The sequence below is a fragment of the Streptomyces sp. NBC_00353 genome, from assembly GCF_036108815.1.
Lineage (GTDB): Bacteria > Actinomycetota > Actinomycetes > Streptomycetales > Streptomycetaceae > Streptomyces.
Genome location: NZ_CP107985.1, coordinates 8,457,386 through 8,470,763, shown reverse-complemented (window position 1 = coordinate 8,470,763; position 13,378 = coordinate 8,457,386). Strand labels below are relative to the sequence as shown.

The 13,378-nt window shown below is 69.5% G+C and carries 9 protein-coding genes; all 9 read right to left on the bottom strand.

Going from position 1 to position 13,378, the window contains the following annotated elements; translation table 11 throughout:
- Window positions 1-66 precede the first annotated feature (66 nt).
- The 9 genes from OHA88_RS38170 to OHA88_RS38130 all read right to left on the bottom strand — a co-directional run bounded on the left by OHA88_RS38170 (window position 67) and on the right by OHA88_RS38130 (window position 13,376).
- The gene (locus OHA88_RS38170; protein WP_328628868.1) at window positions 67-1,164 is read right to left on the bottom strand and encodes an NADH:flavin oxidoreductase/NADH oxidase; all 1,098 of its coding nucleotides are present in this window, start codon (window positions 1,162-1,164) and stop codon (window positions 67-69) included.
- A gap of 155 nt (window positions 1,165-1,319) precedes the next feature.
- Window positions 1,320-1,700, bottom strand: coding sequence for a hypothetical protein (locus OHA88_RS38165; RefSeq protein ID WP_328628867.1), 381 nt, complete (start codon window positions 1,698-1,700; stop codon window positions 1,320-1,322).
- A gap of 29 nt (window positions 1,701-1,729) precedes the next feature.
- Window positions 1,730-4,912: a glycosyl hydrolase 115 family protein gene (locus OHA88_RS38160; protein WP_328628866.1), complete on the bottom strand. Its 3,183-nt coding sequence runs from the start codon at window positions 4,910-4,912 to the stop codon at window positions 1,730-1,732.
- 94 nt (window positions 4,913-5,006) lie between these two features.
- On the bottom strand, window positions 5,007-6,542 hold the full coding sequence (locus tag OHA88_RS38155) for a sodium:solute symporter family protein (protein WP_328628865.1): 1,536 nt from the start codon (window positions 6,540-6,542) through the stop codon (window positions 5,007-5,009).
- 61 nt (window positions 6,543-6,603) lie between these two features.
- Window positions 6,604-7,872 (bottom strand): glucarate dehydratase family protein, encoded by a 1,269-nt coding sequence (locus OHA88_RS38150; RefSeq protein WP_328628864.1) that lies wholly within the window; start codon window positions 7,870-7,872, stop codon window positions 6,604-6,606.
- A 37-nt stretch (window positions 7,873-7,909) separates the two neighbouring features.
- Complete coding sequence (locus OHA88_RS38145; RefSeq protein WP_328628863.1) at window positions 7,910-9,010, bottom strand: endo-1,4-beta-xylanase; 1,101 nt, start codon at window positions 9,008-9,010, stop codon at window positions 7,910-7,912.
- Between the two features lie 95 nt (window positions 9,011-9,105).
- Window positions 9,106-11,496 (bottom strand): glycoside hydrolase family 3 N-terminal domain-containing protein, encoded by a 2,391-nt coding sequence (locus OHA88_RS38140; protein WP_328628862.1) that lies wholly within the window; start codon window positions 11,494-11,496, stop codon window positions 9,106-9,108.
- A gap of 52 nt (window positions 11,497-11,548) precedes the next feature.
- Window positions 11,549-12,442: a carbohydrate ABC transporter permease gene (locus OHA88_RS38135; RefSeq protein ID WP_328628861.1), complete on the bottom strand. Its 894-nt coding sequence runs from the start codon at window positions 12,440-12,442 to the stop codon at window positions 11,549-11,551.
- 4 nt (window positions 12,443-12,446) lie between these two features.
- Complete coding sequence (locus OHA88_RS38130) at window positions 12,447-13,376, bottom strand: carbohydrate ABC transporter permease (protein WP_326632403.1); 930 nt, start codon at window positions 13,374-13,376, stop codon at window positions 12,447-12,449.
- Window positions 13,377-13,378 lie beyond the last annotated feature (2 nt).

Sequence of the window (13,378 nt, the reverse complement as noted above, 5' to 3'; positions counted from 1 at the left end):
ACGCACCGAGCCCCGGCCGGATGTCCGGCAGGGGCTCGTCGTGTCGGACGGCACGAAGGTGTCGTGTCAGACGGCTCGAAGGTACTGGGCGGGCCTGTGGACCTCGCCGCCCAGTTCGCGCGCCGCGTGCTGCGCCCATGACGGGCTCCGCAGCAGCTCCCGCCCGAGGAGCACGGCGTCCGCCTGCCCGTCGGCCACGATCTTCTCCGCCTGCTGCGGCTCGGTGATCAGTCCCACGGCCGCGACGGGCAGCGAGGTCTCCTCGCGCACCCGGGCGGCGAAGGGGACCTGGTATCCGGGGCCCGTCGTGATGCGGGCGTTCGGAGCGTTGCCGCCGCTGGAGACGTCCAGCAGGTCGATGCCGTGGGCCTGCAACTCCTTGGCCAGCCGTACCGTCTCGTCGACGGTCCAGCCCTCACGGTCGTCCTCGTTGTTCTCGGTGAGCCAGTCCGTGGCCGAGATCCGGAAGAAGACGGGCAGGTCCTCGGGCCATACCTCGCGCACGGCGTCGACGACCTGCAGGGCGAACCGGACGCGGTTGTCGAAGCTGCCGCCGTACTCGTCCGTGCGCCGGTTGCTGTGCGGGGAGAGGAACTGTCCTACGAGGTACCCGTGGGCTCCGTGCACCTCGGCGACCTCGAAGCCCGCGTCGAGAGCCCGGCGAGCGGCTTCGCGGAACTGGTCGACGACGCCGTGGATCTCGTCCACGGTCAGCTCGTGCGGTACGGGATGGCCCTCGTCGAACGGGAGCGGGCTTGGGGCGACGGGCTGCCAGCCGTGCTCGTCCGGTCCCACGGGCCCTCCACCCTGCCAGGGGGCAGCGGTCGACGCCTTGCGGCCGGCGTGGGCGAGCTGGATGCCGGCGATGGAGCCCTGGCCCTTGATGAAGGAGGTGATCCGCCGGAGGGCGGCCACCTGGGTGTCGTTCCAGATACCGAGGTCGGCGGGGCTGATCCGGCCTTCGGGGCTGACGGCCGTCGCCTCGGTGAGGATGAGACCGGTCCCGCCGGCGGCGCGTGCCGCAAGGTGGGCGAAGTGCCAGTCGGTCGCGACGCCTGCATTCGGCCCCACCGCTTCCGCGCTGTACTGACACATGGGCGCCATCCACACCCGGTTGGGTATGACAAGCGACCTCAAGGTGCAGGGCTCGAAAAGGACACTCACGGCGGACTCCGTTTCGCCGGGACGACAGGACCGCTAGTACGATACCTCCCGTACTACGACGTCCGTCAAATTACGAAGGTTCTCGTACAACGCGACAACGCAGGCGAGGCCCTCCCCGAATCCGGGAAGGGCCTCGCCCGCGAGCCGTTCACGACTCAGGCGCGGCGCCGCAGCGTGATCTCCACGTCCGCGTCGTAGCCCTGGGTCCAGCTGCGCCCGGCGCCCGACTTCCAGGTGACGTAGGCGGTGGCCCCGTCGACCCTGACGGCTTCCACCGTCATGGCCCGGTCGCCGTGCCGTACGTCACCGCGGCGCAGCTCCTGCGCCGTGACGGTGACGGGCTCAGCCGACTGCGCGCTCTCCACCTCGTCCGCCGCACGGGCGAGAGCCGCAGCCAGTTCCCGGGACCGGGCAGGGGTGCAGATCAGTGAGAGCTCCCCCGCCGGACCCGATACCCGGACCTCGACCCCCGCCCCAACGGGGGTCACGCCCAGGATCGCACCGTGTCCGTCGGCGTCCTCGATCTCACTCTTCATCGCTCTGTTCCCCTTGCCCGTCCCATGGCTCACTTCAGCCGGAGACTCTCCTGCGGGCCCAGGTAGCTGGGCTTGAGGCCGCCGGTGTCGACCACCAGGTTCTGCAGCACCACCGTCGGGTCGACCATCCAGAATTTCAGCACATGCACACCGGCCCGGCCGATGTGGTGCACCGTACTGGTGCGGTTGACGTTGTCGGAGGTGTTGCGCGCCCACTGGACGTTCATGGTGCCGTCGTCGGATCCCGTCACCGCCGTGACGTTCACCCTCTGCGGCGCGTCGTCGTCGAAGGACACGGCGTACGTGAGGCCGTCGGACGCCAGCGCGTTGTTCCGGGGCGACAGGTACGCGTGCACCGTGACCGGCCCGGTGGTGAACAGGCTGACCCGGTACTCCAGCCGCGGGCTGCCGCCGCCCGGAGTCCGGCGGGCGGCGGTGACCGGGAAGGGCTCCATACCGGCGCCGGTCCGTCCGATACCGGGGATGCGCTGCCAGGTGATCCCGCTGCCGCCGACGGAACGGGAGTAGTGGTCCGCCTCGATGGAGACGTATCCGTTGGCCTCGACGAACCCTTCGAGCTGCGAGCGCCGCTCCTTGGGGCGGTCGATCACAGCCTGGACGACGACCTCGCGGCCGTCCGGACCGCTGACCGTGATCGGCACCTCCGTGACGCCCTTGGGCGCCCGCGACCAGTCGACGCGGAAGGTGATCCGGTCCTGCTTGTCGACCCGGCCCCTGACGCGGTCGGCGACGAGCCAGGAGGCCCCTGTCCGGATCCGGTAGTCGAACGGGGCGGCGCCCCGGTTGAACACCTCGATGTACTGCGCGGCCTGGCTCTGGTACGGACTGAAGGCCGGCAGCACGGCCGGGGAGCTCTCCTCGGGCCACCACTTGTCCGAGCCGTCGACGGCCACGCCCATCTCGGCGCCGGCCGGGAGGTCGATGCGCTTGACCGCGGGGAACAGTACGTCCTTGATGGCGACGTTGTTGAGCTCGGGCTGCTGCCAGGGGGCGTTCGGCCCGTAACGGGCCACATCGCCGTAGTCGATGTGCGGCTGGGTCTGGAACCCCTGCCACTTCCCGTCGGCGACCTTCGTGTTGAAGCGGTCCGCCAGCGCCAGGTCGTCGGCGAGTCGGGCCTCGGCGGCGGCCGCCAAATCGTTGGTGAGGGCCCGGCCCTGCGCCGCGTAGTGCAGGTTCTTGAACTCGGCCTCACGCAGGGCGTAGAGGTTGGCGGTGGCCTGCACCTCGTAGCCGACCAGCTCGTACCAGGCGTCCTGGACGGAGGCGGGGAGCTTGCGGCCGATCCGTTCGGCGTCGGCTCCGAGCTGCTGCCACTCCTCGGTGACACGCTCCAGCTCGCGGTAGTCGGTGAGACTGAACGGGGTGGCCTGGTCGTCGTAGACGATCGCCGACGCGTCCTTGGCGGGGTCCTTGGCCGGGTCGAGGGTGATCTTGCGGTTGAGCAGCTCGGGCTTGCGCCGGGACTGCAGCTGCGCATACCTGCGGAGCACCGCGGCGATGTCCTCGGCCTGCTGCTCGCCGAAGTTCTGCCGGGCGTACTGCTCCTCCCACTCCGGCAGCCGGTCGAGGGTCCAGCGGTCGGGGTTCCAGGCGTACTCCAGGAAGAACTGCGTGGGCAGTTCGTTGCCCTTGAGGTCGCCGACGTTGGTGACCCAGAGGCCGTGGTTTCCGTAGGCGGTGGACTGGTGGAGCTGGTCCCACATGTTCGGCAGCGAAGTGGTGTCCACCCACTTGTAGTTGCGGCCCACCCCGACGTAGTCGAAGTGGTAGTAGAGGCCGTAACCGCCGTCGCGCGCATCGTTCTTGAGGTCGGGGAGCTTACGGATGTTGGCCCAGTTGTCGTCGGTGAGGACGACGGTGACGTCGTCGGGCACCCGCAAGCCGCGGTCCCAGTAACGCTGGACCTCCTTGTAGAGGGTCCACACCTGCGGAATCGTGGTGACGTCCTTGCCGGAGACCTCGGCCAGGATCTGCCGCTGGGTGGCGATGATCTCGGTCATCAGCTCGATGCCGTCGCCGTCCGGCAGGCTGACATCGCCGTTTCCGCGCATGCCGAGGGTGACGACGCCCTCGAAGTCCTCGTCCTTCATCCGGCGGATGCCGTCGGCCCAGTACGCCTTGATCGCCTCGGCGTTGCGGCGGAAGGACCACTCGCCGGTACCGCCGTAGGGGTCGTGACCGGGGGTGGTGATGTTGCCCGCGCTGTCCCGGACGGCGGCTACGGCGTGCCGGTTCCACTCCTCGATGCCGCGCATCATGGGCGCCTCGTGCGAGGTGCCCATGACGACGCCGTACGCCTTCGCGGTGGCGTGGTTCTTCGGGTCGTCCTCGGCGAACGCGCGGCCCCAGACAGCCGGCCAGAGGTAGTTGGCCTTGAGGCGCAGCATCACTTCGAAGATCTTGGCGTAGAAGTCGGCGTTGAAGCCGCCCTCGAAACCGGGGGCCTTGCCGGGGCCGAAGAACGCCGGTGCCCACGTGCCGAGCGCCGGGTTCTCGTCGTTGATGAAGAACCCGCGGTACTTCACGGCCGGGGTGCCCTGGGTGTGGCGGCCGGGCAGGACGTACAGACCGTCCCGGTGTACGGGGGTGACGTCGTCCCACCAGTACCAGGGCGACACACCGATCCCCCGGGAGACGTCGTACGTACCGTAGATCGTGCCGCGCTGGTCGCTGCCCGCGATCACGAAGGCCCGGTCCACACCCGGCAGCGGCTTCTCGACGACGGTCTGGAGGCTGGTCTCCCACTTGCCCTTGATGCCGGAGACGTCGATCTTGCCCGCGGCGATCAGTCCGTCGATCAGCGGGCTGCGGCCGATGGTTCCGACGATGACGATCTCGCGGCCCTTCGGTGTCGCACCCCGTGAGAGAACGGGGCGGACACCGCTGACGCGCTCGATGTCGGCCTGGAGATCACCGGCCACCCGGACGACGCCCGCGTGGTCCCGGTCGCTGACCAGGATCGGGGCCGCTGCACCCGCCCTGAAGAGCGGGAAGCTGCCGGAGCGGGGCGTGAAGGAGATGTACGCGCCGGGATCGGTCGGCAGTCCGGCCGGGCCCGGTGCGGCGGCCAGGGCCTCCGACGAGAGACCGAGCAGCGAGCCGAGAGGCGTTGCTGTCAGGGCGGTGAGCCCCAGTCCGAGCCCCAGAATCGATCTGCGGCTCGCATGTTGCGGGAAGTGCTTGTCCATACTGCTCTCCCAGTTTTGTTCACACCCATGACAAATTGGACGGGTGTGCACCTTGACGAGTTGTCGGGTAGGGGGTACGGGGTTCGGAACCTCGTCAGTCGGAGGCGCCGGGCACGGCGGCCTGCGGCACCGCGGCAGCCACCGGCTCGCTGTCACCGTCGGGGGCGGGCGACACCGCGGCCACGATCGCGTCGGCCGTCGCGTCGGGCTCCGGGCTGAGCAGGCCCACCACCACGTACACCACCAGCGAGGTCACCAGCGGAGTCACGATGATGACGGTCTGGTCCGTGCTCTCCAGCACGAACTTCACCAGGACGTAGCCCAGCAGCCCCAGCGCCCAGGAGGACAGGGCGGCGCGCGGCCCGCACTTGCGGAAGAGAGGCAGCAGCCCCAGCAGCATGGGGATGGAGATCGGCCCCATCACGGCCGCGACCAGACCGACGATGATGCCCAGCACCCCGCCGAAGTGATCCGCCTCGATGGCGACGAGCATGCTCACGGTGATGAAGACGACCGTGCACACGCGGGCGATGAGCAGTCCGGTCGCCGGCGGCAGTTCCTTGGCGCGGCGCACGACCGCCGGGATGATGTCCCGGGTGACGACCGCGGAGACGGCGTTGGCGTCCGACGAGGCCATGGCCATGGTGTGCGAGAACATCCCGGCGAGCGTCAGCCCCACCAGTCCGGCCGGCAGGTACGACTCCGCCATCAGCGCGTAGACCTTCTGCGGTTCGGCGATGTCCGGCAGCAGGACGGCCGCGGCGACGGGCGGGAAGAGCAGGACCGCGGGCCAGATCACGTACAGCAGCGCGGAGAGCCCGGCCGAACGGCGGGCGGCCTGCGGGGTGTCCGTGGCCATGTAGCGCTGGGCCAGGTTCCACATGCCGCCGTTGTACTCGAAGAACTTCACGACGACGTATGCGCCGAGGAAGGTGGCGGTGTAGGAGCCGACCAGCGGGTGACCGTGTCCCTCGGGCAGCTTGTGCCAGATCGTGCCCAGACCGGAGATGCCGTCGCCCAGACGGTCCAGCACCACCCAGACCATGGCGAGCGCCGCGATGCCCTGGATGACGAACTGCCCGAAGTCGGTGAGCGCGTCGGCCCAGAGCCCGCCCACGGTGCAGTAGAGCAGGGTGACGACGCCGGTGATCAGGATGCCGGCCGTCATCGACATGCCGGTGAACACATTGAGCAGCACGGCGACGGACGCCCACTTGGCGGCCACGTCGAACACCTTGAGCAGGGCGCCGCTCCAGGCGAGCGCCTGCTGGGTGGGCACGTTGTAGCGCTTGGCGAGATATTCGAGCGGCGAGGCGACCGCGTAACGCTGCCTCAGCCGGTTCCAGCGCGGCGCGAACAGCCAGGCACCCACACCGGTGCCCAGCGCGAGCGGCAGGAACGCCCAGACGTAGACGGTGATGCCGTAGCTGTACGCGATGGCCGCGTAGGCGACGAACACGGCGGCGCTGTATCCGGACATGTGGTGGGAGATGCCGGACAGCCACCAGGGCATCCGGCCGCCACCGGTGAAGTAGTCGCTCACATCACCGACGCGGCGGTGCGACCAGAGGCCGATGAGCAGCATCACCAGGAAATAGCCGCCGAGGGCGGCCCAGTCGAGCCAAGCCATGAATGCTCCTTGGAATGCTGTGATGCGCGGAGGTACTGCGGCAGCCGTGGGCCGCCGCCGCTCACCAGCGCGGAGTCTTCTCCTCGTAGTGGGGGTCGATCCGCTGCATGTAACCGGTGTCGTCCCGGTTGCGCAGACCGCAGTCGAGGTACTGCTCGTGCAGGCGGGCGAGTGCGTCGCGGTCGAGTTCGACGCCGAGCCCCGGCCCCTTCGGAACCCGCACGGCCCCGTCGGTGAACGTCAGCGCGCCCGGCTCCACGACTTCCTCGGTCTTCCACGGCCAGTGGGTGTCACAGGCGTAGGTGAGGTTCGGCGTGGCGGCCGCCAGATGGGTCATCGCGGCCAGGCTGATCCCCAGATGCGAGTTGGAGTGCATGGACAACCCCATGGCGAAGTTGTCGCAGATGCCGGAGAGCAGCTTGGAGCGGTGCAGGCCGCCCCAGTAGTGGTGGTCGGAGAGCACCACCTGGACCGACCCCTGCGCGACCGCGGGCGCCAGATGCTCGAACGCGACGACGCACATGTTGGTGGCCAGCGGGATCGGCGTCTGCCTGGCCACCTGCGCCATGCCGTCCAGCTCGGGCGTCGGGTCCTCCAGGTACTCGAGGACACCTTCCAGGCGGCGGGCCACCTCGACCGAGGTCTCCACGCTCCATGCCGCGTTGGGATCGAGCCGCAGCGGCACGTCGGGGAAGGCCTCGCGCAGTGCGAGGACCGCCTCGACCTCCTCCGCGGGCGGCCGGACACCGCCCTTGAGCTTGATCGCGGTGAAGCCGTACTCGGAGATCATCCGGCGCGCCTGGGCGACGACGGCCTCCGGATCCAGTGCCGCACCCCAGCCGTCCGGCTCCTGTCCCGGGTGCGCGGCCCACTTGTAGAAGAGGTACGCGCTGAACGGCACGGACTCGCGCACCGCTCCGCCGAGCAGGTCGCTGACCGGGCGACCGGCAGCCTTGCCCTGGAGGTCCAGGCAGGCCACTTCGAACGGGGAGAACACCCGGTCCACGGCACTGCTGGTGGTGATCATCCCGGTCAGTCCGGAGCCGCCGACTCCGTTGTCCGAGGAGAGGACTTCGGCGACCTTGCGGTGCATGGCACCGAGCGCGTACGCGTCCATTCCGATGAGGGCGTCCGCAGCCGCCCGCAGCCGGCGCAGATGACCTTCGTCGGCATAGGTCTCGCCGAGGCCGACGAGGCCTTCGCCGGTGTCCACCTCGACGATCGCACGCAGGGCGTACGGTTCGTGCACGCCGACCGCGTTCAGCAGCGCCGGGTCACGGAAGGCGACCGGGGTGATCTTCACTGCATGGATCCGGAGGCCGTCCGTCACCGCACTGCCTCCACCGTGCTGTTGATCATGTGCGCTTTCAGTCCCTGCCTGCGGCCAGCGTCAGGTCCTGGCTCATCGCGTTGTACGCGGCCTTGGCCTTGTAGTTCTCGTCGAGGATGTTCGCCGCGCCCTCGCCCGTGAAGACGCCGGGAACCCAGGAGTACTTGTCGGTGAAGCCCCACACCGTGAAGTCGGTGCAGTGCTCGGTCAGCAGGCAGCCCCGCAGCAGTACGTCGTAGGCCTCCGCCTGCGCCTCCAGCTCGGTGTTGTCGGCGGGCATCGGGATGCGGACGTCGGCCTCGGTGATCGCGGTCTCCAGACCGAGGTCGTCGAAGCGCTTCATGTTGGTGGCAATGTCGTGCGGGGCGCTGTACTGAACGTCCAGGTGGCCCTGGATGCCGACGCCGTGAACCGGCACGTGCTCCTTACGGAGCTGTACGACGAGGTTGTAGAGGGCGGTGCTCTTCGCGTTGACGCCCTCGATGTTGTAGTCGTTGATGAAGAGCGTGGCCTTGGGGTCGGCCTGGTGCGCCCAGCGGAAGGCGTCGGCGATGTAGCCGGGGCCGAGCTTCTGCAGCCAGATGCTGTTGCGCATGGTGCCGTCGTCGTTGAAGGCCTCGTTGACGACGTCCCACTGCCAGATCTTGCCCTTGAAGTGGGTCACCTCGTCGGTGATGTGCTTGTGCAGGATCTCCCGCAGCTCGTCGGCCGTGAAGTCACCGTTGTTCAGCCAGGCGGGCAGCTGGCTGTGCCAGACCAGGGTGTGCCCCCGGACCAGCTGGCCGTTCTCCTTGGCGAAGTCCACCAGCTCGTCGGCGGGAGCCCAGTTGTACGTGCCGCGCTGCGGCTCGACGGCCTCCCACTTCATGACGTTCTCCGGGGTGACCGAGGAGAACTCCCCCGCGGCCTTGGCCCGGTAGGGCGCGTCGGAGGCGAGCGCCGACATGTCGACCGCCGTGCCGATCCGCAGGTCGGCGCGCTTGCCGAGGGCGCCGAGAGTCTTGGCCGCGGTGTCGCTCTTCGGCTTGGTGTGGTGGGCGGCGTTCTCGGGGGTGGCGCTGGCGGCGACAGTGAACGTGGAGACCAGCAGGGCTGCGGCGGCGGTGCCGACGACGGCAGCCTGAGTTGCCTTGCGCATGACATGTCCCTTCGATGGAATGTACCGAGTCGAAAGTTTCGGGATCCTCCCCGCAGCTGGAGCGGGGAGGCCCGGGCCCTCAAGTAAGGGCGGATTCAGATCAGTTCGATCGACGTGTCGCAGACGAGGCGGCGCCGGTGATCGACCGTGCGCTCGGGACCGGTGAGCCGTAGCTTCACGGTCTGCTCGACGTCGTCGGCCGCGCTGGATGTCGCGAGCCGCAGTTCGAGATCGCCGGGTTCGACGATCCGTCGGCCGCCGATACCGGTGAAGGACACCAGATCGGCATGGAAGTGGAACCGCACGCGTCGGGTCTGCCCGGCGGCGAGCTGCACCCGGGCGTACCCGATCAGCCGCGACTCCGGGCGGGTGGTCTGGGCGACCGGGTCGTGCACGTAGAGCTGCACCACCTCGGCGCCTTCGCGGTCCCCGCTGTTGCGGACGGTGAGTTCGATGTCGGTGGAGCCGTCGGTGGGGAGCTCGGCCGGGGCAGCGGCGCCGGCCTCCCACTCGAACGAGGTGTACGACAGGCCGTGTCCGAAGGGGTAGAGCGGCGTCGGGTCCAGATTGCTGACCCCGCTCGCCAGCCCCAGCGGCGGTTGCAGATACGTCCACGGCTGGCCGCCCGGGCCGTGCGGGACGCCGACCGGCAGCCGGCCGGAGGGGTTCACCCGGCCGGAGAGCACACCGGCCAGTGCCGGACCGCCCTCCTCGCCGGGGAAGAACGCCTGCACGGTGGCAGCCGTCCGGTCCGCCCAGCGGCCCAGCGCATACGGACGGCCCGTCAGCAGCACGAGGATCACCGGGGTTCCGGTGGCCAGCAGTGCGTCGAGCAGCTCACCCTGGACACCGGGCAGGGCGAGGTCGGCGGCGTCGCAGCCCTCACCGGAGGTGCCGCGGCCGAACAGCCCGGCCCGGTCGCCGAGCACGGCGACGCACACATCGCTGTGGCGGGCGAGTTCGGCCGCCGCCTCGATGCCGGAGGTGTCCGTGCCGTCCACGTCGCAGCCGGCCGCCGAGCCGATGTCCGCGCCGGGGAACTCCCCCCGCAGCGCTTCGAGGACGGTCGGAATGTCGATTCCCATCGGCACCTCGGGGTGCGAGACCCCCACGTGGCTGGGGAAGGAGTAGCAGCCGAGCATGGCCAGGGCGTCGTCGGCGCGTGGGCCGACGACCGCGATCCGGCCGTCGCCGCGCAACGGCAGCGCATCGCCGGGGTTGGCGAGCAGCACGACGGCCTGCTCGGCCAGCTGCCGGGCGAGTGCCCGGTTCTCCGGCGGGTCGAGGTCCACCGTGGCACGTGCCTGCTCGGGGTCCGCCCCGATCAGCACGGCCGGCAGCGGCGACCATTCCGGGTCGAGCAGTCCGAGTTCGCACTTCTGCAGCAGGACCCGGTTCAGCGCCCGGTCGACCAGCTCCTCGGCCACGGAGCCGTCGCGCACGGCGGCGACGAGCGCATCGCCGTAACTGCGGACGGTGGGAAGTTCCACGTCGACCCCGGCGTTCAGCGCGAGGCGGGCGGCGTCGCCGCGGTCCGCGGCGACCTTGTGCAGTGTCTCCAGGAAGCCGATGCCGAAGTAGTCGGCGACGACGGTGCCGTCGAACCCCCAGGTGTCCCTGAGCAGCTCGGTGAGCAGCGCCGGGTCGGCCGCCGCGGGCACGCCGTCGATCTCGGCGTACGAGTGCATCACCGAGCGGGCGCCCCCTTCCCGCAGCGCCATCTCGAAGGGCGGGAGGACGACGTCGGCCATCTCGCGCACACCGGCCCGGACCGGAGCCAGGTTGCGGGCGCCCGCCGAGGCGGCGTATCCGGCGAAGTGCTTGAGAGTGGCGACGATCCCGGCGGATTCCAGGCCGCGGACGTACGCGGTGCCGATGGTGGCGACCAGGTACGGGTCCTCGCCGATGGTCTCCTCCACTCGGCCCCAGCGCAGGTCGCGCACCACGTCGAGGACGGGTGCCAGCCCCTGGTGGATGCCCACCGACCGCATGTCGCGGCCGATGCGGTGGGCCATCTCGGTGACCAGCTCCGGGTTCCAGGCGGCTCCCCAGGACAGCGGGACGGGGTACGCGGTGGCGCCCCAGGCGGTGAAGCCCGCGAGGCACTCCTCGTGGGCGAGCGCCGGGATACCGAACCGTCCGGCCTCCACGATCCGCTCCTGGGCGCGGGCCAGGGAGACGGCGCCGACGCCGGGGTCCACCGGGGCGGTACCGAACGGCCTGGTCAGCTGGCCGAGGCCGCGGGTGGTGAGCTCGTCCCAGTCGACCGGGTCGACCATGTCGTTCTGGTGCGGTGCGACCCCGTCACCGTCCGCGTCGGCGCCCACCCAGACTCCGTACAGCTGCGCGGCCTTCTCCTCCAGCGTCATCCGGGCGACGAGGTCGGCCACCCGTGTCTCGGGGGTGAGTGAAGGGTCGCGCCACGGGCCGTCGACGGCGGTGGGCCGGGAGGCCTGGTGGGCATGCGGGGCAGGGGGGATTGCCATGGCGGCAGGGGTTCCTCTCATGAGTGCGGTAGTGCGGGGCGGCGTGGGTGCGTTACTTGCCGCCCACCCCCATCAGTCCGTTGATCAGCGCCTTCCGAGCCACGAGGTAGACGGCGAAGATGGGTACGACGGAGAGGACGATCGCGGCCAGAACGGCGGGGATGTTGACTCCGAACTGGGTCATGAAGTTGAAGAGACCGAGGGTCAGTACCCGGTTCTCCTCCGACTGCGTCAGGATCAGCGGGAAGAGGAAGCCGTTCCACGCCTGGAGCGCCGTGTAGATCGCCACCGTGCTGATGCCGGCCTTGGACATCGGGATGGCCAGCTGCCACAGCATCCGCAGGGGCGAGGCGCCGTCGAGCGCCATCGCCTCGTACATCTCCTCGGAGACATCGCGCATGGTGCCGCTGAGCACCAGTACCGCCACCGGCATCGCGAAAGCGGCGGTCGGCAGGATGATTGCGGGCAGGGTGTCGTAGAGCCCCATCTTGCCGATGAGCAGATACAGCGGCACGATCACCGCCTGCGCCGGGATCGCCACGCCGAGCAGGAAGGTCCGGAAGGCGAGCGAGGAGAGCCGGCTGCGGGTGCGCACCGCCACGTAGGCGACGGGCACCGCGAGGAGCAGCACGATGGCCACCGTGGACGCCGCGACGATCGCCGTGTTGACGAGCATCGTGGAGAAGCCGCTGTGCAGCACGGTGTTGTAGTTGTCGAGCGTCGGGTGGGTGGGGAAGGCCAGCGGGTCCCCGTTGAGCGCCTCGTCCTGGTGCATCAGCGACGAGGAGATCAGCGTGTAGATCGGTACGACCACGATGACGAGCCAGACCAGCGAGCCCAGACCGGCCAGTGGGTTGCCCCAGCGCTTGCTGCGGCGGGCGGCGGCCCCATGACGTCGGATCGCGGGCGACATCGCCGGCGCCTCGGGGCGGGTGTCGATTGACATCTCGTCACATACCTTCCCGGGTGGACCGCATGTTCCCGAAGCCGCTGAAGCGGACCAGGATCAGCGACAGGGCGGTGGCCACCACGACCAGGGCCGTGGCGATCGCCGCGGCATAGCCGAGGTCGTAGGTCTGGAAGCCGGTCCGGTACATCAGATACGGCAGGACCGTGGTGTCCGTGCCGGGACCGCCCTTGGTCATGATCAGCACGGTGTCGAAGTACGTCAGCGAGCCGACGATCATCAGAACCGAGGAGGTCGTGATGGTGTGGCGCAGCTGCGGCAGAGTGATGTGGAAGAACTGCCGGAACATGCCGGCGCCATCCATTTCGGCCGCCTGGTACAGCACCTCGGGTATCTGCCGGGCGCCGCCCTGGTAGATCAGGGTGTGGAACGGCATGAACTGCCAGCCGCCGACGAACGCCACGGTGAGCAGGGCGCCGGTGGAGGATCCCATGATGTTCGGGTCGATCCCGAACCAGGGCCCTATCTCCGTGATCACGCCGAAGTTGGGGTCCAGCAGGGCGTGGAAGAGCATGGCGATGGCGGTGGTCGAGAGCAGCAGCGGGATGAAGAAGACCGCGGAGAGCACGGCCCTGCTGCGCTGCCGGCCCGCTGCCCAGACACCGAGGAGCAGTGCCACAGGGGTCTGGAAGGCCCAGCTGATGGTGGTCAGCAGAAGGCTCAGCCAGGCGGCCTGGCGGAATTCCGGGTCCTTGAACAGCCGGGTCCAGTTGTCCAGGCCCGTCGGGGTCGGGGAGTTCAGCCCGTCCCACTGGCAGAAGGAGAGATAGACGGCGATCGCCAGCGGGACGATCGCGAAGACGGCGAAGAAGAGGATGCCGGGCAGAGCCCAGCTGACCGGAGGACGGCCGACGTTGCCGACGGCCGTCTTCCTGCCCCCACGCGTCTTCACGTGCGGAGTGTGGTGGGACATGC